Raw genomic sequence first — 25,922 nt, 5'->3', positions numbered from 1 at the left:
CAATTTAAAAATACAAAAAATGAAAAAATTAGTTTCTATTATGGCTGTTGCTGCTTTTATGTTATCAATGAATGTTAACGCTCAAGAGCCAAAGAAAAAAGCAAAAAAAGAAACAGCTAAAACTGAAAAATCTTGTTCAACTGAAGAAAAAAAATCTTGTGGCTCAGAAGCTAAATCAGGAGGATGTTGCTCATCAAAAAAAGCTGCTGAGAAAAAAGCAGAATAATTTTATTCAAAATAAATTTGAAACGCCTCGATTTAATCGGGGCGTTTTTTTTTATGTAACAAATGTAACTGAATGAGTTTTTATAAAGTCATAATTTTGGTAAACAATTCATTAAGAAATTGATGATTGTTTTAGTTTTATTGGTTAGTCAGAGCGTCTTTACAGGCGCTCTTTCTATTTGTAACAATTGTCACAAAGCTATGTAACTCTTGTTACCGACTACCTTTTTATACGAATGTACATTTGTATCGTAAAATATGAATAAAACTATCCTATGAAAAAAGTCAATTTATTAATCGTATTAGGAATGGTAACAAGTGTAGCTTTTGCACAAGATACTTTGACGATTTCAAAAAATGATTTGATACAAAAAGTCACGGAAAATAATCTTCAAATTAAAGTTGCAGAAAAATCATTTCAATCGGCAAGAGCAGATTATCGTCAATCAAATGCACTTTTTCTTCCTAATATCAATGTTTCGCATACTGGAATAACGACTACCAATCCATTAATGGCTTTTGGTTCGAAATTAAATCAGGAAATTTTAACAGCATCTGATTTTAATCCAGCATTGTTAAATGATCCTGATAAGACGCAAAATTTTGCTACTAAAATAGAAGTACAACAACCTCTAATTAATTTAGATGGTTTGTATGGAAGACAAGCTGCAAAAGCTAAAATGGATGCTTTTCAATTGCAAACAGAGCGCACTAAAGAATATTTAGAACTTGAAGTTTCAAAAGCGTATATGCAATTGCAATTGGCTTATAAAGCGGTAAAAGTTTTAGAAAAAGCAAATACAACAGCACAAGGAAATCTAAAATTGGTAGACAACTATTTCAAAAACGGAATGTTACAAAAAACCGATTTATTAAATGTCCAAGTTCGAGTAAATGAAATTGCGAATCAATTGCAATATGCCAAATCGAATGTGCAAAACGCTTCGGATTATTTAGCGTTTTTATTAAACGAAGATATGGCTGGAAAAACCTATAAACCAGCTGAAACATTAGATAATAAAATTGCTATTGAAAGTATGAATATTATACTTTCTGATTCTAGAAAAGATATTCAAGCGATGCAAAAATCAACAGAAGCGTATCAAAAAATGTTTCAATCATCTAAATTTGGATTCTTACCTCGATTAAATGCTTTTGGAAGTTATGAATTGTATGACCAAAATATTTTTCAAACTTCAGCAAAAGGGTATTTAGTAGGAGCACAATTATCATGGAATGTTTTTGATGGTTATAAAAACATCGGAAAAACACAAAAAGCAAAAGCTGATTTTGAAAAAGCAACGGTTGAAACTGAACAATACAAAAAACAAAGTCAGTTAGAATTGAGTAAAACCAATCGTCAATTGATTGATGCGGAAAACAAAGTGAATTTATCCAAATTAGCTTTCGAACAATCACAAGAAGCTTACAGAATTCGTCAAAACAGATTCACTCAAGGTTTAGAAAAAACAACCGATTTATTAATGGCGGAAACGCAAATGGCGCAAAAAGAATTAGAACATTTGCATGCCGTTTTCGAATATAACTTTACTAAACAATACTTACAATTTTTAACCAAGTAAGAATTAAGATTTAAGTATTAAGAATTAAGACAAAGTATAATTAAATCAGATTTTTAGATTTCTCAAATTTCTTAAATCAGAGTTCCAAAAAATAAAAAATAAAAATAACAACATGAAAAAAATAATAACAATCATCACTTTATCATCACTAATCTTAACTTCTTGTGGAAGTGATAAAAAAGAAAATATTGCTGATTTACCTGCAATTTCAGTAAAAGTTGCTGGAAATTCAGATAATTCTAATAATCCATACATAACAGCAAGTGGGAAAATTGAATCAGAGAATAGTGCGAATCTAAGCACTAGAATGATGGGTTATGTAACCAAAGTAAATGTAAAAGTGGGACAAAATGTTTCGGCTGGACAACTTTTGGTAAGCATCAATAACACCGATTTACAAGCGAAAAAAGCACAAGTTGACGCTTCTATAACACAAGCTACCGCAGCGTACAACAATGCGAAAAAAGATTATGATCGTTTTGTGAATTTATTTGCACAACAATCGGCTTCGCAAAAAGAATTGGACGATATGACAGCACGCTACGAAATGGCAAAAGCAGGTTTAGAAGCCGCCAAACAAATACGAAATGAAGTGATGGCGCAGTTTTCTTATTCCAACATTACAGCTCCATTTTCAGGAACGGTAACCAATACATTCGTAAAAGAAGGTGATATGGCCAATCCAGGAATGCCTTTAGTAAGTATAGAAGGCGCTTCAAAATTACAAGTAACGGCAATGGTTTCAGAAAGTGATATTTCCAATGTAAAAAACGGAATGCCAGTAAAAATCAATGTGAAATCATTAAATAAAGAAGTTACTGGAAAAGTGTCTGAAGTGAGTTTGTCTGCAAAAAATACAGGTGGGCAATATTTGGTAAAAGTGACTTTGGATAAAATGGATAAAGAAATTTTATCTGGAATGTTTGTAAATGTGCAATTTCCAACGGCTAAAAAAGAAACAACTACTGTAAAATCAGATGTGGTTCTAATACCAGAAAGCGCTTTAGTAAAACAAGGTCAATTGACAGGAATTTATACTATTGGAAGTGGTAATTTCGCTATTTTAAGATGGTTACGAATTGGAAAAACATACGGAGATCAAGTAGAAGTGTTATCAGGATTATCAACTGATGAGCAATATATTGTTTCTGCAGAAGGAAAATTATTCAACGGAGCTAAGGTTAGTGTTCAGTAAGCCCCACCCAACCTCCCCAAAGGGGAGGAGAAAATACGTAGGCAAAGTTTGAGTTGAATAACTCACAGTAAAATAATGTTTAATTTAATTTCACCCCAACAATTTGCCCCTTTGGGGGTAAGGGGGCTAAAATCATGCAAGAAGGTATATCAGGTAAAATAGCCAATTTTTTTATCAACTCAAAACTAACCATTTTATTAATGGTGGCTTTGATGATTATTGGTACTTACAGTTCGTTCTTAATTCCTAGGGAAGAAGAACCGCAAATTAACGTTCCTATGGCCGATGTTATGGTCATGTATCCTGGCGCAAGTCCGTCTGAGATTGAAAGTAGAGTAGTAAAACCATTAGAAAAAATCATTGGAAATATCAAAGGTGTTGAGCATATTCACAGTATGGCGATGAATGGCTATTCGATGTTGGTAGTGCAATTTTATGTAGGCGAAAACAGCGAAGATTCGTATGTAAAATTATACGACGAATTGATGAAAAATCGTACTATGTTCCCAGAAGGAGTAATGCAACCCATCGTAAAAACGCGTTCGATTGACGATGTTCCAATGTTGGGATTAACGCTTTGGAGTGAAAAATATGATGATTTCCAATTACGTCAAATTGCGGAAGAAGTTACTTCGGAAATTGAAAAAGTAAAAGACGTTGCTATTACGAAAGAAATTGGTGGAAGAACCCGCGAACTAAAAGTAGTTTTAGATAAGGATAAAATGGCTGAAAATGGTGTGGATGCATTGAGCATTATGCAAATGATTCAGGCTAATAACGGAAGTTCACAATCAGGAAGTTTTGTTCAAAATGACACGGAGTATTTAGTTACAACAGGTAAGTTTTTATCTACTTCAGAAGATGTAGAAAACTTGGTAGTAGGTGTAAATAACAACATGCCAGTTTACTTAAAACAAGTCGCATCTATTCAAGACGGACCACAAACACCTAAGAATTATGTTTCTTTTGGATACGGGAAAGCGAATGAAAAATTCTCAAAATTTAATTCGGAATATCCTGCTGTTACTATTTCGGTAGCAAAAGTTAAAGGTGCCGATGCGATGCAGATTTCAGAGAAAATATTAGAGAGAGTTGAAACTTTAAAGAAAAATATTATCCCGGAAGATGTACACGTTGAGGTTTCTAGAAATTATGGAGAAACTGCATCGCACAAAGTAGGTGAGTTATTATTACACTTAGGTGTTGCAATCATTGCGGTAACGGTTTTGGTAATGTTAGCTATGGGCTGGAGAGGTGGATTAGTGGTTTTCTTCTCAGTTCCTTTAACCTTCGCTTTAACTTTATTTAGTTACTATTTATTAGGATATACCTTAAACCGAATCACGCTTTTCGCTTTGGTATTCGTAGTAGGTATTGTTGTGGACGACAGTATCATTATTGCCGAAAACATGCACCGTCATTTCAAAATGAAACGACTACCCTTTAAACAAGCTGCGATTTATGCGATTAACGAAGTGGGTAACCCAACGATTTTAGCAACGCTTACAGTAATTGCAGCTATCTTACCAATGGCTTTCGTATCCGGAATGATGGGACCATACATGAGTCCGATGCCTATTGGTGCTTCTATTGCCATGATGTTGTCATTGTTTGTAGCTTTGACTGTAACACCTTATTTGGGATATCATTTATTACACGAAAAAGACGAGCAAGAACATAAAGAAGAACAAGGGTTAGAGACTTCTTGGATTTATAAAATCTATAAAAGAGTGGAGCAACCGCTTTTAGATAATTCGAAGAAACGTAATCTAATGTTCATCGTTACGATTGTACTTTTATTAGGTTCCGTGTTGATGTTCTTTACGAAATCAGTAGCGGTAAAAATGTTGCCTTTTGATAACAAAAACGAATTCCAAGTGGTAATTGATATGCCAGAAGGAACTACTTTAGAAAGAACGGCAGCGGTTACAAAAGAAATTGCGCAATATCTTTCAACAGTTCCTGAAGTAGTGGATTACCAAAATTATATTGGCGCTTCTGCTCCTATAACTTTCAATGGTTTAGTTCGTCATTACGATATGCGTGGCGGAAGCAATATGGCGGACATTCAAGTGAATTTATTACACAAAGAAGATAGAGATTTACAAAGTCATGATATTGCAAAAGTAGTGCGTCCAGAAGTGCAAAAAATTGCAAACAAATATGGAGCGAATGTTAAGATTGTTGAAGTCCCACCAGGACCACCCGTATTATCAACTTTAGTTGCTGAGGTTTACGGACCAAACTACGAAGAGCAAATCAAAGTAGCAAATCAAGTAAAAACCATTTTAGAAACTACTACTGATGTAGTAGATACCGATTGGATGGTAGAAGCGCCACAGGTAGAATACAAATTGGAGGTGGATAGAGAAAAAGCCATGTTAAACGGAATCGCCCCTCAACAAGTTGTTGGTAATTTGACCTATTTATTAAGAGAAATGCCAGTTTCTAACTTGTATGATGAGCGTTCAAATAATCCAGTAGGTATTACTCTTTCATTAGAAGACAAAGACAAAACTTCGATTCAAGATATTCAAAATTTGAAAATCAAAGGAAGTCGTGGTAATGTAGTTCCTGTAAGTGATTTGGTAAAAGTTAGAACTGATACATTACAAAATACGATTTACAGAAAAGACCAAAAACGCGTAATTTATGTTCTAGCCGATATGGCGGGAGCACTAGAAAGTCCGGTTTATGCTATTTTGGGAATGAATGAGAAGTTAGAAAAAATGCAATTACCAAAAGGTTATAAAGTAAACGAATTGTATATGGATTCTCCTTCAGATGAAAGTGATTTTACGGTAAAATGGGATGGAGAATGGCAAATTACATTAGAAGTGTTTCGTGATTTAGGAGCGGCTTTCTTAGTGGTAATCATTATTATTTATATGTTGATTGTAGGTTGGTTCCAAAATTTCAAAACACCAATTGTAATGATGGTTGCGATTCCTTTATCATTAGTTGGAATTGTATTAGGACATTGGGTTTTAGGAGCGTTTTTCACCGCAACTTCATTTATCGGAATGATTGCTTTGGCAGGAGTTATGGTTCGGAATTCAGTATTATTAATTGACTTTATCGAAATCCGATTGAATGATGGTATTCCAATGAAGCAAGCTATTATTGAAGCTGGAGCCGTTAGAACAACCCCAATTTTATTAACGACAGGAGCAGTAGTTATTGGAGCATCCATCATCTTGTTTGATCCAATTTTCCAAGGGTTAGCGATTTCGTTAGTAGCAGGTGCCATTGTTTCTACCTTATTAACATTAATAGTTGTTCCTTTGATTTACTACATCACCGAACGCAAAAAATGGGAGAATAATAAATAATAAAAATGTTTAATCATAAAAAAACTTACCTCGATAGTTTCCTCCCCATTGGGGAGGTTAGGTGGGGCCAAAATATGAAATTAGTATTAATCACCGCAATAGCAGAGTTTGAAAAAGATGTCAAAAAGATGCTAAAAGAAGCCAAAGTAAAATCGTATTCTTACCGAGATGTAAAAGGTTTTAGAGATGCTTCTGAAGAAAGTGTAGAGAATAATTGGTTTGGTTCAGAAATGAATGAAACGGATTCCGTAATGTTTTACGCCTTTATCTTGCAACATAATCTAGATGCTTTATTTGAAGAAGTAACAGCATTTAATAAAAAACAAGAATCTAATTCAAAAGTTCATTTAGCCGTTTTTTCGGTAGAAAAATATAATTAAAAATAGAAATCATGATAAATAGAATTGTAAGAGCAGTAGCCGGAACTTTTATTATTTTAAGTGTTCTTTTAGGGATGTATGTAAACGAAAATTGGTATTGGTTTACCTTATTTGTGGGAGTTAATTTATTGCAATCCTCCATTACCAAATGGTGTTTAATGGAAGATATTTTAAGAAAAGTATTTAAGATTCAAGATTAATAAGTACTATTTTTTATAATTTAGCGTTTTTAAATAAAAACCTTAATTATGAAAAAGTTTAAATTAATCTCTATTTTATCATTAGTTTTTGTGATAAATGTGGCTTCTATGTGTAGCGATGATGATGATAACAATAATAATGTTGCAGATCCTTCTTCAGTTATTAATATAGTAAGTCAAGGCACATGGCGAATTACGTTATATGAAGATTCAGGTGTAAATGAAACTACAAATTATTCAAATTATATTTTTACATTCGGGCCAAATGGTGTATTAACAGCTGCTAATACTACAACTTTTACAGGTGCTTGGTCGGTAACAGCAGATAATAGTACTGATGATAGTCCAGATAGTGATTTAGATTTTAATATTTTGTTTACAACGCCTGCTCCAGCTTCTTTTGTGGATGATTTGTCAGATGATTGGGATATAGTAAGTTATACTGCAACTAAAATTGAGTTAGTTGATGTGAGCGGAGGAAATGGTGGTACAGATTATTTGACTTTTGAAAAAAATTAATTTGCTTAAAAATATTTATTAAACCAGCTTTTAGAGCTGGTTTTTTATATTTAAAACAAACCCATTTTCTTGCTTTGCAACTTTATAACTTTATCTTATCTTTGCACCTCATTAAACAAAAACAGCATTATGTTTGATAATTTAAGCGATAAGTTAGATAAAGCGTTTCATATATTAAAAGGACACGGTAAAATTACCGATGTTAACGTTGCCGATACTCTTAAAGAAGTTCGTAGAGCTTTATTAGATGCCGACGTAAACTTCAAGATTGCTAAAGATTTTACCACAAGAGTAAAGGAGAAAGCTATTGGTGAAAACGTATTAACTACATTGCAACCAGGACAATTAATGGTTAAAATCGTTAAAGACGAATTAACCGAATTAATGGGTGGTGATGCCGCTGGAGTTAATTTATCTGGAAATCCTTCTGTAATCTTAATGTCGGGTTTACAAGGTTCTGGTAAAACTACTTTTTCTGGAAAATTAGCCAACTTTTTAAAGACTAAAAAAAGTAAAAAACCTTTATTGGTTGCTTGTGATATCTATCGTCCTGCCGCAATTAATCAGTTGCACGTAGTGGGTGGACAAATTGGGGTTGAAGTATATTCAGAACCTGAAAATAAAAATCCTGTTGAAATTGCTCAAAACGCTATCAAGCATGCAAAAGCAAACGGTTTCAACGTAGTCATTATCGATACCGCTGGTCGTTTGGCTGTGGATGAAGAAATGATGAACGAAATTGCGAATGTTCACAAAGCAATTCAACCACAAGAAACGTTATTTGTGGTAGATGCAATGACCGGACAAGATGCAGTAAATACAGCAAAAGCGTTCAACGATCGATTGAATTTTGATGGAGTTATCTTAACGAAGTTAGATGGTGATACGCGTGGTGGAGCTGCCATTTCGATTAAATCGGTAGTAAATAAACCAATTAAGTTCATCGGTACAGGTGAAAAAATGGAAGCTATCGATGTGTTCTATCCTTCTCGTATGGCAGATAGAATCTTAGGAATGGGAGACGTTGTTTCCTTAGTAGAAAGAGCACAAGAACAATACGACGAAGAAGAAGCACGAAAATTACAGAAGAAAATCGCTAAAAACGAATTTGGTTTTGACGATTTCTTAGCGCAAATCCAGCAAATCAAGAAAATGGGTAATATGAAAGACCTTGTTGGAATGATTCCTGGCGCTGGAAAAGCATTAAAAGATGTAGAAATTCAAGACGATGCTTTCAAACATATTGAAGCTATCATTCACTCGATGACGCCTGCAGAAAGAAGCAAACCATCTATTATTGATGTGAAACGTAAAACGAGAATTGCGAAAGGTTCGGGTAGAAAAATTGAAGAAGTAAACCAATTAATGAAGCAATTTGACCAAATGAGCAAAATGATGAAAATGATGCAAGGTGGTGCAGGTAAAAACCTTATGAAAGCCATGGGTGGAATGAAAGGCATGAGATAAACTGTAAAGACGCGATTCATCGCGTCTTTTTTATAGCATATAAAAACAACACAACAAACAAAAAACAAATGCAATTATTAGACGGAAAAAAAGTATCGGAAGATATTAAAAATGAAATCGCTGCTGAGGTAGCTCAAATGAAAGCAAAAGGGGAAAAAGTACCACATTTAGCTGCCATTATTGTGGGTAACGATGGAGCGAGTTTGACTTATGTAGGAAGCAAAGTAAAATCATGTGAGCGCGTAGGTTTTGAATCCACTTTGATTAAAATGCCAAGTACAACAACAGAAATTGAATTGTTGAAAAAAATCAAAGAACTGAATGAAAATGATGATATTGACGGATTCATTGTTCAGTTGCCGTTGCCAAAACAAATCGATACCCAAAAAATCATTGAAGCTATTGATCCAAGTAAAGATGTAGATGGTTTCCATCCTGAAAACTTTGGAAAAATGGCGTTGGATATGTCAACTTTTATTCCAGCAACACCTTTTGGTATTTTAGAATTATTAGAACGTTATAATGTGCCAACTGATGGTAAACACACCGTAGTTATCGGAAGAAGTCACATTGTTGGTCGTCCTATGGGGATTTTAATGGGAAGAAAAGGTTTTCCTGGGAATTCAACGGTAACAGTTACTCACAGTCATTCTAAAAATATCAACCAAATTACTTCACAAGCCGATATTATTATTTCTGCACTAGGTGTTCCAAATTTCCTAAAAGCAGAAATGGTAAAGGACGATGTAGTGGTAATCGACGTAGGAATCACAAGAGTTGAAGACGAAACTACTGAAAAAGGATATAGAATTGTAGGCGACGTAGATTTTGAAAATGTTTCTAAAAAAGCATCCTACATAACACCAGTTCCAGGAGGAGTTGGACCTATGACCATTGCAATGTTGTTAAAAAACACTTTGTTAGCAAGAGAGCAGAAGAGAAATAGATAATAAAAGAATAAATAATTAGAGACCTGAAATTTTTCAGGTCTTTTTTATTAAAATTTGTATATTAGGAGTAAGTAATTTATTTCAACGAAAAATCGGAAAAATTTATACTAATGAGAAAAATCATTTTTCTTTTAATCTTATTTAAGGTTCAAATTTTCTTTGGACAAAATGTCAATATTCAAATTTCTAATTTTTCTCTTAAACATAATGAAGTTGAATATTCAACATTTCAATTTGTAAATTCAAGCTATAGTATTTCTAGACCAACTTTGGTTGTGTTAACAAATAATGATTTGTTTTTAAAGTTTTCAAATGAATTATCAAGTCTATACAAATTTAAACAAGAATATACTGATATTTGGATTCTAGGAATAACTAATCTCAGTCCAAATGAACTCACATTTCAAGAGAAAGAAGTAATAGATTTGTTTTTAAAAGAAATAATAAAATATCGGTCTGATAATAATTTGTCACACTATACGTTAGAAAGTTTAGAAAGTGAAAAGATTATTTTAAGAAATAAAGATGAAATATGTAAGTACTTAATATGTAAGAATAAATTTCGATAAAATATGATAAAAAAGCCATTTCGTTTGAAATGGCTTTTCTTTTATCTCTTCTGATAATCCGAAGTAAAGAATAATTCTACTGTTGGATATTTCTGTTGTGTCATTTGAATAGAGAAATCACTATCGGCTAAGAACACTAATTGACCATATTTATCATGACCTAAAAACTTTTGTTTCACACGTTTGAATTCTGCAAATTCTTCGTTTTTAGGATCTTGTGGTTTTACCCAACACGCTTTAAAAGCAGGGAAATTTTCATATGTACATTTCGCACCATATTCATGCTCTAAGCGGTATTGAATAACTTCGTATTGAAGTGCTCCTACAGTTCCAATTACTTTTCTTCCGTTCATTTCTAATGTAAATAATTGGGCTACACCTTCGTCCATTAATTGGTCAATTCCTTTTTCTAATTGTTTTGATTTTAGTGGATCGGCGTTGTTAATATATCTGAAATGTTCTGGTGAGAAACTCGGAATTCCTTGGAAATTCATTACTTCGCCTTCGGTTAAAGTGTCGCCAATTTTAAAGTTACCAGTATCATGTAATCCTACGATATCTCCAGGATAGGAAATATCAACAATCTCTTTTTTCTCCGCAAAAAACGCATTAGGACTCGAGAATTTCATGTTTTTTCCGTGTCGTACATGCAAATACGGTTTGTTTTTTTCAAATGTTCCCGAAACAATTTTAATGAAAGCCAAACGATCGCGGTGTTTTGGATCCATGTTGGCGTGGATTTTAAATACAAATCCACTGAATTTTGTTTCGTCTGGTTGAACTAATCTAGTGTCTGATTCTTTTGCTCTAGGTGTTGGAGCAATTTCAATGAAACAATCTAATAATTCACGAACTCCAAAATTATTCAAAGCAGAACCAAAGAAAACCGGTTGTAAATCTCCAGCTAAATATTCCTCTCTATCAAATGGAGGATATACTTCGTCAATTAATTCTAATTCTTCTCTTAATCGATTTGCAGGTTTTTCTCCAATAATTCCTTCTAGTTCCGGACTGTTGATGTCGTTAAATGCAATTGTTTCTTCAATGTTTTTACGGCTATCGCCTTCAAAAAGATTGATGTTCTTTTCCCAAATATTGTAAATTCCTTGAAAATCGTATCCCATTCCAATTGGAAAGCTTAATGGCGTAACGCGAAGTTTTAATTTTTTCTCCACTTCGTCCATTAAATCAAAGGCATCTTTACCTTCACGGTCTAATTTATTAATGAAAACAATCATTGGAATGTTTCGCATTCTACAAACTTCCACTAATTTTTCGGTTTGTTCCTCAACCCCTTTTGCAACGTCGATAACCACAATAACACTATCCACAGCGGTTAAAGTTCTAAAGGTATCTTCTGCAAAGTCTTTGTGACCTGGTGTATCTAAAATATTGATTTTTTTGTTTTTGTAGTTAAAAGCCAAGACAGAAGTCGCTACCGAAATTCCTCTTTGCCTTTCAATCTCCATGAAATCGGAAGTAGCTCCTTTTTTAATTTTGTTACTTTTTACAGCTCCAGCCTCTTGAATAGCACCTCCAAACAACAATAATTTTTCAGTTAAAGTTGTTTTTCCGGCATCAGGATGGGAGATAATTCCAAAAGTTCGTCTTCTTGCTATTTCTTCTTTAAAACTCATTATTCAAAATTTTGTGCAAAAGTAACTTTTTTTGTAGAATTTTCTGTTAATAGTCGTTTATAAATGTTGTGGAATAGTGATGAATTGTTATTTTTGTCGATTACAACTTAAAATGTATAAATTAATATGAAAATTAATCGCCTACTTATTTTTGTTTTTTTACTTGTTCAATCATTTTTGTTTGCCCAAACAAAAGAAGTTTTATTTACGATTGACAATCATCCGTATTACACTGATGAATTTACAAGAGTTTATAATAAAAATTTAGATTTGGTTAAAGATGATTCTCAGAAAGATTTAGACAAGTATTTGGAATTATTTTTAGGTTATAAATTAAAAGTTGAAAAAGCAAACAAATTAGGTTTGCAGTATGGTACTACTTACCAAAACGAATTGAAATCATACAGAAATCAATTGTCAAAAAATTATTTAAACGATTCTAAGGTTACAAATGAGTTGGTTCGTGAAGCTTATGATAGATTGCAACAAGAAGTAAGAGCTTCTCATATTTTAATATTGGTGGATGAAGGGGCATCACCTCAGGATACTTTAAAGGCGTACAACAGAATTATCGAAATTAAAAAAAGATTGGATAGCGGAGAAGATTTTATTGCGATAGCACAACAAACTTCGGAAGATCCATCAGTAAAAGAAAATAATGGTGATTTAGGTTATTTTTCTGCTTTTAGAATGGTGTATCCATTTGAAAATGCAGCCTATAAAACTAAAGTGGGTCAGGTTTCAAAACCATTCCGTACGCGTTTTGGATATCACCTAGTAAAAGTGGTAGATAAGAGACAAAATAGAGGAGAAGTTACAGTGGCACACATTATGATTGTTAAACCAAATGTTTCAGATGCTGCTCAAAATGAAAAAGCCAAAGCAACAATTGATGATATTTATAAAAAAATTCAACAAGGAGAAAGTTTTGAAAGTTTAGCACAACAATTTTCTGAAGATAAATCATCAGCTTCAAAAGGTGGAGTTTTACAACGTTTTGGGTCAGGTCAATTAAGTTCTGAAGAGTTTGAAAATGTAGCTTTTAGTTTGGTTAAGAAAGATGATATTTCAGCACCTTTTCAATCGCAATTTGGATGGCATATTGTAAAGTTAATTGATAAACATCCTGTACGTTCGTTAGATGATATGAAAGCAGAATTAGAAGATAAAATCAGAAAAGATGAGCGTTCTTTACTAATTACCAATTCATTAGCCAAAAAACTTAGAAATAAATATACTATTGCTAAAGATGCAAAAGCATTGGCACAAGTAAAAAAAGTTGTAACCGATGCATTTTATTCTCAAACGTGGGAAGTACCTGCTAATACAAAAGATGGTAATATAACCATTTTAACGATTAATAAAACTTATAAAGTTTCAACTCTTGTATTTTTAAATTTTGTGTATTCGCAACAAAAATCTAATATCAAAACAAAGCCATTAACTAAATTAGTAGATGAATTGTTTGAGAAATTTACCGATGAGCAATTGATTGGTTACTACAATGAGAATTTAGAAAACGAATTTCCAGAATTCCGTTATGTTATGGATGAATATCGCGATGGTTTGTTGTTATTTGATTTGATGGAAAAAGAAATTTGGAACAGAGCAAAATCAGATACAACTGGTTTAATGAGCTATCACAGAGCAAACCTTGATAAATATCAATGGAAAAAAAGATATAATGTAGATATTTTATCATCAACAGATAAAGTAACTATTGAAAAAGCACAAAATTTTCTTAAAAAAGGTAAGTCTATAGATTATATTAAAGAGAAGTTAAATAAAGATGGGAAAGTCAATGTTATGGCAAAATCAGGTTTGTATGAAGAAGATTATGATGTTTTGTCTCAATATTCAAATGTTAAACCAGGCGTAACTTCAATTGTTAATAAAGATAAATACTATTTTGTGGTTAATGTTAAAGATACGAAAGAAGCGGGACCAAAAGAGTTTATCGATTGTAAAGGGAAAGTTATTAGCGATTACCAACAATACCTAGAGAATAATTGGGTAGATGAATTAAAAAAAGAATTCCAAATCAGCGTAAATAATGACGTTTTTGCAAAAGTAAAACAGCAATTAGTTAAATAATATGAAGTATTGGATAACAATATTTTTTATTTCCACAATGGTTCTTTCGTGCGATTATTTTAGAGCGCCAAAGAAACCAAAAGCTATTGCGCGTTTAGGTGAAAATTATTTATTCCAAGATGACATAGTTGATTTAGTACCTAAGGGTACTTCTAAAAAAGATAGTATTGCTATTGTAAAATCTTTTATAGACAGATGGGCAACTCAAAAATTATTGTTTGAAGCTGCTGAGCGTAATATTGGAAAAGATAAAGTAGCAGAATTTAATATGCTAATTGATCAGTATAAGGTAGATCTATATACGAAAGCTTATATTGAAAGTTTGGTAGTCAGACAAATAGACACGGTAGTAACAGATGGGCAAATTGAAGAATATTATGCTAAGAATAAACAATATTTCAAAAATTCATCAGAATTAGTCAAGTTGCGTTACATTAATTTAGTTAAAGAAAATCCAAAATTTGCAAAAATTAAATCAAAGTTTAGTTCCTTTACCAAAAAAGATAGAAAAGAGTTAGAACAGCTTGCAGTTCAATTCAAAAGTTATGCTTTTAATGATTCTATATGGGTAGATATCAATCAGGTTTATGAGAAAATTCCGTTTATCAATTTAGAGAATAAGCAAAAATATATTTCAAGTGGAATGAATTTTCAATATCCTGATTCTACAACGATTTGGTTAGTTAAAGTAAATAATGTTTTACCAAAAGATAGCCCAACGCCATTAGAATTTTTAAAACCCACAATAAAACAAATTATCATTAATAATAGAAAGTTAGATTTAATAAATACAATAGAAAAAGAGATTACGAATGACGCCATCAAAGACAACAAGTATGAAATTTATAAATAAAAAAATCCTTTTTTCCCTTTTCATTTTAGTATCCACAACTGTTTTTGCTCAGTCGAAAAGAGAAAAAGTGGATGGAGTGATTGGTGTAGTAGGAGATTATGTAGTATTAGACTCTGATATCGATTTAGAAATTATTCAGTTAAGAGCACAAGGAATAAATACAAAAAACATTACTCGTTGCGAATTATTTGGAAAACAATTAGAAGATAAGTTGTATGCACACCATGCTATTCAAGATAGTATTGTAGTAACAGATGCTGAAGTGAACAGTTTTATGAATGAGCAAATTGATGCTATGGTGCAACAAGTGGGATCATTAGATAAAGTAGTTAAGTTTTACAAGAAGAAAAATGTAGAAGAATTTAAGTCTTACTTCTTTGAAATTATCAAGATGAATAAGCTTACTTCTCAAATGCAAAAGAAAATTGTAGACAATGTTACAATTACTCCAGAAGAGGTAAGAAACTTTTTCAAGAATATTCCAAAAGATGAAATTCCAACCTTTGGTGCCGAAATGGAAGTAGCTCAAATCGTAGTAAAACCTGTTATCACAGATGAGGAAAGAAAAAGAGTAGTAGAGAAACTTAATGAAATTCGTCGTGATGTATTAAATGGTTCAAGCTTTTTTAGTAAAGCTGTTTTATTTTCTGAAGATCCAGGATCAAGTTCAAACGGAGGTTATTATAAAATCAATCGAAAAACTTCTTTTGTAAAAGAGTTTAAAGAAGTAGCTTTTAGTTTAGGAGAAGGTGAAATTTCTGAGCCATTTGAAACAGAGTTTGGATATCATATTATTATGGTTGACAAAATTAGAGGGCAAGAGGTAGAATTAAGACACATTTTAATTTCTCCAAAAGTATCTAATCAAGCAATGAAAGATGCAAAAGCAAAAATTGAAGCTATAAGAGCAAAAATTTTAAATAAAGAAATCACATTTGCTGACGCTGCAAAATCCTCATCAGATGAAAAAGAAACGAAGAATAATGGAGGAGTGTTGTTGAATCCTAGAACGATGGAGCCTCGTTTTGAATTAACCAAAATGGATCCAGCATTATATGCTCAAGTTTCATCATTAAAAGATGGAGAAATTTCTTTGCCTATTTTAGATGAAGACAAAAGTGGTGGTGGGAAATTTTATAAAATCATCACTGTGAATAACAGAACGGAAGAGCACGAAGCCGATTTTGCAAAAGATTATTTAAAAATCAAAGAATTAGCGTTAAGAGACAAGCAAATTAAAGAAATTGCAAAATGGAGCGAAGAAAAAATCAAAGAAACCTATATTAAGATTTCAGATGATTATAAAGATTGTGATTTCACAAACAATTGGTTAAAAAAATAATTAACTTACCCTTTGAGTTTTCAGAGGGTTTTTTATGAGTTTTTTTCTTATTTTAGTACATTATTAATTTTATTCACTTTTCTGAATTCTAAATTCAAATTTTAATATGTCAGACGTAGCAGCCATTCAGGAATTAGTTCAAAGACAAAAAGCATTAAAACAAGAAATTGCAAAAGTCATTGTAGGTCAAGATGAAGTAGTACATCAAATTGTAATGAGTATTTTTTCTGGTGGACATGCTTTGCTTATTGGTGTTCCCGGATTAGCAAAAACTTTGATGGTAAATACCATTTCGCAAGCTTTAGGGTTAAATTTCAAACGAATTCAGTTCACACCTGATTTAATGCCTTCTGATATTTTGGGAAGTGAAATCTTGGATGAAAATCGTCATTTTAAGTTTATTAAAGGACCTATTTTCTCTAATATTATCTTGGCAGACGAAATCAATAGAACGCCACCTAAAACACAAGCTGCATTATTAGAAGCAATGCAAGAGCGTGCAGTAACGGTTGCCGGACATCATTATAAATTAGATTTACCTTATTTTGTATTAGCAACGCAAAACCCAATTGAGCAAGAAGGAACATATCCGTTGCCAGAAGCGCAGTTAGATCGTTTTATGTTTGCCGTAAAATTAGATTATCCAAGTTTTGAAGAAGAAGTAAATGTAGTAAAAGCAACAACGTCTGATTTTAAACCTGTAGTAAATGCTTTATTTACAGCTCAAGAAATTATCGATTTTCAGAATGTAATTCGTAAGTTACCCGTAGCTGACAATGTTATTGAATACGCGGTTTCTTTAGTAAGTAAAACTCGTCCAGATAACCCACTTTCAAACGAATTTGTAAAAACGTATATCGACTGGGGTGCAGGACCAAGAGCTTCCCAAAACTTAATTTTAGCAGCCAAAACTAACGCTGCTTTTAATGGAAAATTTTCTCCTGATATCGAAGATGTAAAAGCGGTTGCCGTTGGAATTCTTCGTCACAGAATCGTAAAAAATTATAAAGCCGACGCCGAAGGAATTTCGGAAGATGATATTATTAAAAAGCTGTTTTAAACAGCTTTTTTTTATTACTTTAGTCATTCAATAAAGCAATTTGGAACCCAATTTAAAACAAAGAATCTTCGGTTTAGATGTATTACGAGCTACAGCTATTATAATGGTAGTTTGTTCCCATGTGCTTTGGATTTATCCAAAAAGTAATTCATTTATCCCAACATTGTTCGAACTTTTTGGTTTTTGGGGCGTAGAACTTTTCTTCGTTTTAAGTGGATTTTTGATTGGTTCAATTCTGTATAAATCATTTATAAATGAAAATTATACTTTAAAATCAGTTTTTCATTTTTTAAAAAGGCGCTGGTTTCGAACATTGCCCAATTATTATTTTGTTTTGCTTGTTAATATCGGAATTGCTTTTTTTCTTGGTTTTTCAATTGAAAATTTGGAAAGTTATTTTGTTTTTTTACAAAATTTCAATTCAAAATCTCCCGCTTTTTTTCCAGAATCTTGGAGTTTGTCAATTGAGGAATATACCTATTTGCTGCTGCCGTTTTCATTGTTTTTTGTGGGATTAATTAAAGTAAAAAATAAATCGAAATTATTTTTATTGGTAATAGTAGCTTTGATTTTAGTTTTCTGGATGAATAAATTTTATTATCATTCTCAATTTAACATTTCGAATATATCAGAATGGAATTTGAATTTAAAATCAGTTTTAATTTATAGGATTGATGCTATTTTGATCGGAGTTTTATTCGCTTGGATTTCATTGAATTTTAGTGAGTTTTGGAAGAATTCAAAAACTGTTTTTGCTTTCATAGGACTTGGAATTTTATTTTTTTTAATGTTCGGAATTCTTCCGTTGAATTTGACAATCGAAAAAAATCCGTTTTTCTGGAACGTTTTGTATTTACCTATTACTTCAATCGCTTTTGCATTTTTACTTCCTTTTTTTTCCGAATGGAAAACCTATACTAGTGCAATTTTGTACCCAATCGAATTAATTAGTAAAATTTCCTATTCTATTTATTTGCTTCATTATAGTATTATACTTCAATTGTTGAAGGTTTTTATGGATACTTCACAGATGTCTACAGCAGAACATCACTTTTTTACTTTTATTTACCTTGTCATAACTTTTTTATTGTCTTACATTTTGTACAGATTTTATGAAAAACCAATCCTGAATTGGAGAGATAAAAGATGATTCTGTCGCTTCGTTTTGATACTCTTTTAAAATTGGATATCGTTTTTTGATAATTTAATAAAACTTTGATTTTAAATTACGAATTATTCAATATATTTTCATTTTACTCTATTTTATTGAAAAATAAATACTAAAATAGAATCTTTATAAATAATAATTCTTTTATTTAGGCTTTTTATTAAAAATTTTTAAATTTGATTAAGATTTATTAATTTTGTGCCACAAAAAAAATACAACAAACACTAATTAACTTATTTATAGTATGGCATTAGCTGCTGAAATGAATCTTTATAACGAATACATTAAAGAAATCGAAGAAAGAAAAGGTCAAGGATTACATCCAAAACCAATTGATAGTGCTGATTTATTAAACGAAATCATTGCTCAAATCAAAGATACAAACAACACCAACAGAGAAGATTGTTTGAAGTTTTTTATTTATAATACTTTGCCAGGAACCACTCCTGCAGCTGGTGCTAAAGCAAAATTCTTAAAAGAGATTATTTTGGGTCAAGAAGCAGTAGCTGAAATTACTCCAACTTTTGCTTTTGAATTGTTGTCTCACATGAAAGGTGGGCCATCAATTGAGGTTTTGTTAGATTTAGCTTTAGGAAATGATTCCAATATTGCAACTCAAGCAGCTGAAGTTTTAAAAACACAAGTTTTCTTATACGATGCTGATATGGCTCGAATTAAAGAAGCTTTTGAAAAAGGTAATGCAGTTGCAAAAAATATTTTAGAAAGTTATGCAAATGCTGAATTTTTCACAAAACTTCCAGAAGTTCCAGAAGAAATTAAAGTAGTAACTTTCATCGCTGGGGAAGGTGATATTTCTACCGATTTATTATCTCCAGGTAATCAAGCGCACTCGCGTTCTGATCGTGAATTACACGGAAAATGTATGATTACGCCTCAAGCGCAAGAGGAAATTAAAGCCTTACAAGCACAACATCCAGATAAATCAGTAATGTTGATTGCTGAAAAAGGAACAATGGGAGTTGGTTCTTCTCGTATGTCGGGTGTAAATAACGTGGCGCTTTGGACAGGAAAACAAGCTAGTCCTTATGTTCCATTCGTAAATTTTGCCCCAATCGTAGGTGGAACTAACGGAATTTCTCCAATTTTCTTAACTACAGTTGACGTAACTGGTGGAATTGGAATCGATTTGAAAAACTGGGTTAAAAAAACAGATGCAAACGGTGAATTAGTTCGTGATGAAAATGGGGAACCAATTTTAGAACAAGTATATTCAGTTGCTACTGGAACGGTTTTAACTATCAATACAAAAACTAAAAAATTATATAACGGTGACAAAGAGTTGATTGATATTTCAAGATCATTCACACCACAAAAAATGGAATTTATCAAAGCAGGTGGTTCTTATGCTATCGTTTTTGGTAAAAAACTACAAACATTTGCTGCTAAAACTTTAGGAATCGATGCGCCTCTAGTATATGCTCCTTCAAAAGAGATTCACATTGAAGGTCAAGGATTAACAGCAGTGGAGAAAATCTTCAACAAAAATGCTGTTGGAACTATTTCTAAACAAGTATTACACGCTGGTTCTGATGTTCGTGTTACCGTAAACATTGTTGGTTCGCAAGATACTACTGGTTTGATGACGGCTCAAGAATTAGAATCGATGGCCGCTACTGTGATTTCTCCAATTGTTGATGCAGCGTACCAATCTGGTTGTCATACAGCATCGGTTTGGGATAAAAAAGCACAAGCTAACATCCCGAAATTAATGAAATTCATGAACGATTTCGGATTAATTACAGCTCGTGATCCTAAAGGTGTTTACCATGCCATGACAGACGTTATTCACAAAGTATTAAATGATATTACTGTTGATGAATGGGCTATCATTATTGGAGGTGATTCTCATACACGTATGTCTAAAGGGGTAGCTTTTGGTGCGGATTCAGGAACTGTGGCTCTAGCCTTAGCAACTGGAGAAGCTTCTATGCCAATTCCACAATCGGTAAAAGTGACTTTCAAAGGAAGCATGCCAGATTATATGGATTTCCGTGATGTGGTTCACGCTACACAAGCGCAAATGTTACATCAATTTGGCGGAGAAAATGTATTCCAAGGAAGAATTATCGAAGTTCACATTGGAACATTAACGGCTGACCAAGCCTTCACATTTACAGACTGGACTGCTGAAATGAAAGCAAAAGCTTCTATTTGTATTTCTGAAGATGAAACGTTGATCGAATCTTTAGAAATTGCAAAAGGAAGAATCCAAATCATGATTGACAAAGGCATGGATAACAAAAACCGTGTGCTTCAAGGATTAATCGATAAAGCAAACCAACGTATTGCAGAAATCCGTTCAGGTGAAAAACCAGCTTTACGTCCAGATGCAAATGCAAAATATTATGCTGAAGTGGTAGTAGATTTAGATCAAATTGCGGAGCCAATGATTGCTGACCCAGATGTCAACAATAAAGACGTTTCAAAACGTTATACACACGATACCATTCGTCCACTTTCTTTCTACGGAGGTGATAAAAAAGTAGATTTAGGATTCATTGGTTCTTGTATGGTTCACAAAGGCGATATGAAAATCTTAGCTCAAATGTTGAAAAATATTGAGAAACAACAAGGGAAAGTCGAATTTAAAGCGCCTTTAGTAGTTGCGCCTCCAACTTACAACATTGTTGACGAATTAAAAGCTGAAGGTGATTGGGAAGTATTACAAAAATATTCAGGTTTCGAATTTGATGATAATGCGCCAAAAGCTGTTGCTCGTACCGAATATGAAAACATGTTGTATTTAGAGCGTCCAGGTTGTAACCTTTGTATGGGGAACCAAGAAAAAGCGTCTAAAGGAGATACGGTAATGGCAACATCAACTCGTTTGTTCCAAGGTCGTGTTGTAGAAGATTCTGCAGAGAAAAAAGGAGAATCGCTATTATCATCTACTCCAGTAGTTGTTTTATCAACAATTTTAGGAAGAACACCTTCAATTGAAGAATACAAACAAGCAGTAGAAGGCATTAACTTAACTAAGTTTGCTCCATCACACAAATTGTTAGTAGGATAAGTAAACCTAAATATCAAATCTAAGAGCTCAAGTTTTAACTTGGGCTTTTTTTGTTTTTATATGTCTATTTTTTTGTAAATTAGTAGGATTAAATAACAAACAAAATAAATTACTATGGCATTTGATATTGAAATGATTGAAAAAGTCTACGCTACTATGGCAGAGCGAGTGGATAAAGCTCGTGATTTGGTGGGGCGACCTTTGACTTTATCTGAGAAGATTTTGTATTCGCACTTGTGGGAAGGAATGCCAACGCAAGCCTTTACAAGAGGTAAAGATTATGTTGATTTTGCTCCCGATAGAGTGGCTTGTCAGGATGCTACAGCACAAATGGCTTTGCTACAATTCATGCATGCTGGAAAGAAAACAGTAGCTGTTCCAACAACTGTACATTGTGACCATTTAATTCAAGCAAAATCAGGTGCAGAAATTGATTTGGCTTTCGCTAATAAACAATCAAAAGAGGTTTTCGATTTCTTATCCTCTGTTTCTAATAAATATGGAATTGGTTTTTGGAAACCGGGTTCGGGAATTATACATCAAATTGTACTAGAAAATTACGCTTTTCCTGGCGGAATGATGATTGGAACCGATTCACACACCGTAAATGCTGGTGGTTTGGGAATGTTAGCCATTGGAGTTGGTGGTGCAGATGCGGTTGATGTGATGTCAGGCATGTCTTGGGAATTAAAATTTCCAAAATTAATTGGAGTAAAATTAACAGGTAAATTAAACGGTTGGACTGCACCTAAAGACGTAATCTTAAAAGTAGCAGATATTTTAACCGTAAAAGGAGGAACTGGCGCTATTGTTGAATATTTCGGTGAAGGTGCCGAATCGATGTCGTGTACCGGAAAAGGAACCATTTGTAACATGGGTGCTGAAATTGGAGCGACCACTTCAACATTTGGTTACGATGATTCGATGCGACGCTATTTAGCAGCAACTGGTCGTCAAGATGTGGTAAATGCAGCTGATAAAGTAGCTTCTTACTTAACTGCTGATGCCGAAGTTTATGCCAATCCAGAAAAATATTTTGATCAACTCATTGAAATTAATTTGTCAGAATTAGAACCACATATTAACGGACCATTTACTCCAGATAGAGGAACACCAGTTTCAAAAATGAAAGCAGAAGCAGAAGCTAACGGTTGGCCAATAAAAGTAGAATGGGGATTAATTGGTTCTTGTACCAATTCGTCTTACGAAGATATGTCGCGTGCTGCTTCGATTGTAAGACAAGCAGTTGCTCACGGAATTTCGCCGAAAGCAGAATTTGGAATTAATCCAGGTTCAGAACAAATTCGATATACGATTGAACGAGACGGAATCATTGCCGATTTCGAAAAAATGGGAACTAAAGTATTTACTAATGCTTGCGGACCTTGTATCGGACAATGGGATAGAGAAGGAGCGGACAAACAAGAAAAAAATACCATCGTGCATTCGTTCAACCGAAACTTTTCAAAAAGAGCTGATGGAAATCCAAATACACACGCTTTTGTAACTTCTCCTGAAATGGTAGCGGCTTTAGCAATTTCAGGTCGTTTAGATTTTAATCCAATAACCGATACTTTAATTAATGATAAAGGAGAAGCTGTAAAATTGAATCCGCCTTTTGGAGATGAATTACCAACTAAAGGTTTTGATGTTAAAGATCCTGGTTTTCAGGCGCCAGCTGAAGACGGTTCTTCTGTGGAAGTCGTGGTTTCTCCAACATCTGATCGTTTACAATTGTTGGATCCATTCCCAGCTTGGGACGGAAAAAATATTACAGGAGCAAAATTGCTAATTAAAGCGTTCGGAAAATGTACAACCGACCACATTTCGATGGCTGGACCATGGTTGCGTTTCCGCGGACATTTGGATAATATTTCGAACAACATGTTGATTGGTGCTGAAAATGCTTTCAATAATAAAGCAAATTCGGTTAAAAACCAATTGACTGGAGCTTATGACGAAGTGCCGAAGGTACAAAGGGCTTACAAAGCAGCCGGAATTCCATCGATAGTTGTGGGAGATCATAATTATGGAGAAGGTTCATCACGTGAGCATGCAGCTATGGAACCAAGATATTTAGGTGTAAAAGCAGTTTTAGTAAAATCATTTGCGCGTATTCACGAAACTAATTTGAAGAAACAAGGAATGTTAGCTTTAACTTTTGCCAATGAAGCAGATTATGATAAAATTCAAGAAGACGACACAATTAATTTCTTAGATCTAACTGAGTTTGCTCCAGGGAAACCGCTAACATTAGAATTTGTTCATGCAGATGGTTCTAAAGATATCATTATGGCAAATCATACGTATAATGAAAGTCAAATAGGATGGTTTATAGCGGGTTCAGCATTGAATTTAATTGCGGCTGGTAAAGCGTAATTTTAAATTGTATATAAACAAAAAGGGATAGAAGTAAAATCTATCCCTTTCATTATTATTAAAAATTATTTTTCTTTCTTATATAAAGTAGTATTATTAGTAAACTTATTAATTTGAATTTTTGGTTCACCTAATAATTCAATTTCGGTTTTACCAGAAGCTGCTAGTGTTAGGGAGTTGGCAACATTGATAAAACATTTTGAATAACTTTCACACACTATGTCTAAAGTAGAAATTACTAATTTTTTTGCTGTTAAAGCAGCATAATTATCAATTCTTATTTTAGCATTGTTAACATTTCCTTCTATTTCGGCTTTACTTTTTTGGTACATATCCAGTTTAAATTCTGGAGAAGTAACTAATGCTTTTAATTCTGCATTTTTACTTAGTTCTAACGAAGTATTATCTGCTTTAACATTAATTTCTGCCTCAGACTTATCATTCAAAACCAAAGCAAAATAATTGGCTTTGACATTTAGAAAGGATTTAGAATTGTCGTAATTTTTTATGGTAACATTTTCAAGTTCTAAATCAGCAAGAGCTTTGATAGAACTTTCGTTTTTTGCAGTAATTAATTTTAAATCTGATGTGTAGTTAATTCGCAATGCAAATTTCTTTGCTCCAGATGCTTCTCTCAATGAGGTAACTCTTAAAGTACCGCCAGCAACTTCGTAGTTAATTATTTCATGAAGATTGTCGTCTGCTTCAATTTCTAATGAGGCTTTTTCTCCTTTTACAAGAAAGACTTCGAAATTATCGTTAATCTCAATGTTTTCAAAAGTAGGGATTTCTTTAACCGAAACGGTTACAATTTTTGAACCTTTAATTTTCTCTTTTTTTTGAGCTACAGCAAAACTAGCAAGAAATAAAAGTGTAAATAGAAACGATATTTTTTTTGTCATTTTTATGATGTTTTGATATCACAAACATACACAAAATTTGTTCCAAATTTATTTTTTCAGAATAAGAAAATAATAAATTTCCTTTGATTTCAAATCGTAAAAAAACAACAAAGCACCAGTTTGAACTGATGCTTTGTTATTATATAATAGACTCTATGATGTTTACTATAAAGGTAAAAACCAATTCTGCAAGGTGTATGATTAACTTGATCATAATCGTTGGGTTTTAGTTGTAATAATAAGTGTAAATTTATAAAACGTTCAAAATAAAGCTGTTAATTATATACTAATTATTTGTTAAATCAATTAGTTTTTAGAAATACTTCCTCCAGAAGATTCTTCTTTAACAACTTTTTTAGGTTCTTTTACGTAGTCAATAGAACTACCGCTTGATGCTTTTGCGTTTAATAATACAATTGGATTTACAGTCGTGCTACTTCCGCTAGTTGATTGGGCAAATATTTCGTTAGCGGCTAAATCTTTAGCGTCAATTTCGCTTCCGCTTGACGATTTGGTATCTAGTGTTAAAGCTTTTCCGCTTACTTTAATTTCGCTTCCACTTGTTGATTCACAGCTTACTTTTTCGTATTCTACATCAGCATTAATTGTACTTCCGCTACTGGTTTTTAATGCTATGATTGTTCCGCTCAACTTATTAATTGTTTTAATACTAGCACCACTAGATGATTCTAAACCTTCAATGGTATTTGTTTTTACACGAACAATTGCGCTTTCCATGGTGTTGATATTTCTATCAATTTTTACAATCAAAGTTCCGTTTTCAACTCTAGTTACAATGTATTCCATTAGGTTGTCATCTACTTTTACTTCCACTTCAGTAGGTGTTCCTTGCTCTAAGATTACTTCTATTCCTGAACTTGCTACAATTTTCGTAAAAGGTGTTGCAATATTTCTTTTTTCAGTGATTATATTTCCGCTTCCATCTATACCATCACCTAAATTTAAATTGGCATTACAAGAAGTTAAAATGAGAGTAAATAAAAGAGCAACTAGTTTTAGTGTTGTTTTCATG

20 protein-coding genes are annotated in these 25,922 nt (G+C 32.8%); 17 read left to right on the top strand and 3 right to left on the bottom strand.

Translation table 11 applies throughout. The features are described 5' to 3' along the window. Positions 1-19: 19 nt before the first annotated feature. The 10 genes from V7P59_RS02705 to V7P59_RS02660 all read left to right on the top strand — a co-directional run bounded on the left by V7P59_RS02705 (position 20) and on the right by V7P59_RS02660 (position 10,420). Positions 20-226, top strand: coding sequence for a hypothetical protein (locus V7P59_RS02705; RefSeq protein ID WP_333808563.1), 207 nt, complete (start codon positions 20-22; stop codon positions 224-226). 274 nt (positions 227-500) lie between these two features. Next, positions 501-1,808, top strand: a complete 1,308-nt coding sequence (locus V7P59_RS02700; RefSeq protein WP_333808561.1) for a TolC family protein — start codon at positions 501-503, stop codon at positions 1,806-1,808. Positions 1,809-1,920: 112 nt separating this feature from the next. Then, complete coding sequence (locus V7P59_RS02695; RefSeq protein ID WP_333808559.1) at positions 1,921-3,003, top strand: efflux RND transporter periplasmic adaptor subunit; 1,083 nt, start codon at positions 1,921-1,923, stop codon at positions 3,001-3,003. Positions 3,004-3,137: 134 nt separating this feature from the next. Beyond that, entirely contained in the window at positions 3,138-6,335 is a 3,198-nt protein-coding gene (locus V7P59_RS02690) for an efflux RND transporter permease subunit (protein ID WP_333808557.1), read from the top strand. A gap of 74 nt (positions 6,336-6,409) precedes the next feature. Further along, entirely contained in the window at positions 6,410-6,715 is a 306-nt protein-coding gene (locus V7P59_RS02685; protein ID WP_333808555.1) for a hypothetical protein, read from the top strand. An 11-nt stretch (positions 6,716-6,726) separates the two neighbouring features. Beyond that, entirely contained in the window at positions 6,727-6,915 is a 189-nt protein-coding gene (locus V7P59_RS02680; RefSeq protein ID WP_333808553.1) for a YgaP family membrane protein, read from the top strand. A 48-nt stretch (positions 6,916-6,963) separates the two neighbouring features. Beyond that, complete coding sequence (locus tag V7P59_RS02675; RefSeq protein ID WP_333808552.1) at positions 6,964-7,434, top strand: hypothetical protein; 471 nt, start codon at positions 6,964-6,966, stop codon at positions 7,432-7,434. 129 nt (positions 7,435-7,563) lie between these two features. Then, positions 7,564-8,901 carry a signal recognition particle protein gene (gene ffh / locus V7P59_RS02670; protein WP_333808551.1) on the top strand — a complete coding sequence of 446 codons (1,338 nt, stop codon included), beginning with the start codon at positions 7,564-7,566 and terminating at the stop codon, positions 8,899-8,901. Between the two features lie 68 nt (positions 8,902-8,969). Beyond that, positions 8,970-9,851 carry a bifunctional 5,10-methylenetetrahydrofolate dehydrogenase/5,10-methenyltetrahydrofolate cyclohydrolase gene (locus V7P59_RS02665; RefSeq protein WP_333808549.1) on the top strand — a complete coding sequence of 294 codons (882 nt, stop codon included), beginning with the start codon at positions 8,970-8,972 and terminating at the stop codon, positions 9,849-9,851. 110 nt (positions 9,852-9,961) lie between these two features. Next, a complete protein-coding gene (locus V7P59_RS02660) occupies positions 9,962-10,420 on the top strand; it encodes a hypothetical protein (RefSeq protein WP_333808548.1) in 459 nt (152 codons plus the stop codon). A 41-nt stretch (positions 10,421-10,461) separates the two neighbouring features. Here the strand turns inward: V7P59_RS02660 and V7P59_RS02655 are convergent, their stop codons facing one another. Continuing rightward, entirely contained in the window at positions 10,462-12,057 is a 1,596-nt protein-coding gene (locus V7P59_RS02655; protein ID WP_333808546.1) for a peptide chain release factor 3, read from the bottom strand. Between the two features lie 126 nt (positions 12,058-12,183). Here V7P59_RS02655 and V7P59_RS02650 point away from each other — a divergent pair, with 126 nt between their 5' ends. The 7 genes from V7P59_RS02650 (at position 12,184) to V7P59_RS02620 (ending at position 23,987) form a co-directional block, all read left to right on the top strand. After that, positions 12,184-14,151, top strand: coding sequence for a peptidylprolyl isomerase (locus tag V7P59_RS02650; protein ID WP_333808544.1), 1,968 nt, complete (start codon positions 12,184-12,186; stop codon positions 14,149-14,151). 37 nt (positions 14,152-14,188) lie between these two features. Beyond that, a complete protein-coding gene (locus V7P59_RS02645; RefSeq protein WP_333808543.1) occupies positions 14,189-15,004 on the top strand; it encodes a hypothetical protein in 816 nt (271 codons plus the stop codon). Beyond that, positions 14,988-16,346 (top strand): peptidylprolyl isomerase, encoded by a 1,359-nt coding sequence (locus tag V7P59_RS02640; protein WP_333808541.1) that lies wholly within the window; start codon positions 14,988-14,990, stop codon positions 16,344-16,346. Before V7P59_RS02645 ends, V7P59_RS02640 begins: the two co-directional genes overlap by 17 nt. Before the next feature lie 106 nt (positions 16,347-16,452). Continuing rightward, complete coding sequence (locus V7P59_RS02635; protein ID WP_194094863.1) at positions 16,453-17,406, top strand: AAA family ATPase; 954 nt, start codon at positions 16,453-16,455, stop codon at positions 17,404-17,406. A gap of 40 nt (positions 17,407-17,446) precedes the next feature. Then, positions 17,447-18,556: an acyltransferase family protein gene (locus V7P59_RS02630; protein WP_333808537.1), complete on the top strand. Its 1,110-nt coding sequence runs from the start codon at positions 17,447-17,449 to the stop codon at positions 18,554-18,556. A 280-nt stretch (positions 18,557-18,836) separates the two neighbouring features. Beyond that, positions 18,837-21,608 carry a bifunctional aconitate hydratase 2/2-methylisocitrate dehydratase gene (locus tag V7P59_RS02625; RefSeq protein ID WP_333808824.1) on the top strand — a complete coding sequence of 924 codons (2,772 nt, stop codon included), beginning with the start codon at positions 18,837-18,839 and terminating at the stop codon, positions 21,606-21,608. A gap of 114 nt (positions 21,609-21,722) precedes the next feature. Then, positions 21,723-23,987 (top strand): aconitate hydratase, encoded by a 2,265-nt coding sequence (locus V7P59_RS02620; protein WP_333808535.1) that lies wholly within the window; start codon positions 21,723-21,725, stop codon positions 23,985-23,987. A 65-nt stretch (positions 23,988-24,052) separates the two neighbouring features. Here the strand turns inward: V7P59_RS02620 and V7P59_RS02615 are convergent, their stop codons facing one another. Further along, complete coding sequence (locus V7P59_RS02615) at positions 24,053-24,889, bottom strand: GIN domain-containing protein (protein ID WP_333808533.1); 837 nt, start codon at positions 24,887-24,889, stop codon at positions 24,053-24,055. Between the two features lie 306 nt (positions 24,890-25,195). Beyond that, on the bottom strand, positions 25,196-25,921 hold the full coding sequence (locus tag V7P59_RS02610; RefSeq protein WP_333808531.1) for a head GIN domain-containing protein: 726 nt from the start codon (positions 25,919-25,921) through the stop codon (positions 25,196-25,198). Between the last annotated feature and the right edge of the window lies 1 nt (position 25,922).

It is taken from the genome of Flavobacterium sp., assembly GCF_036782315.1.
Lineage (GTDB): Bacteria > Bacteroidota > Bacteroidia > Flavobacteriales > Flavobacteriaceae > Flavobacterium.
The sequence above is the reverse complement of the archived record's forward strand: the minus strand, read 5'-3'. Positions and strand labels throughout refer to the sequence as shown.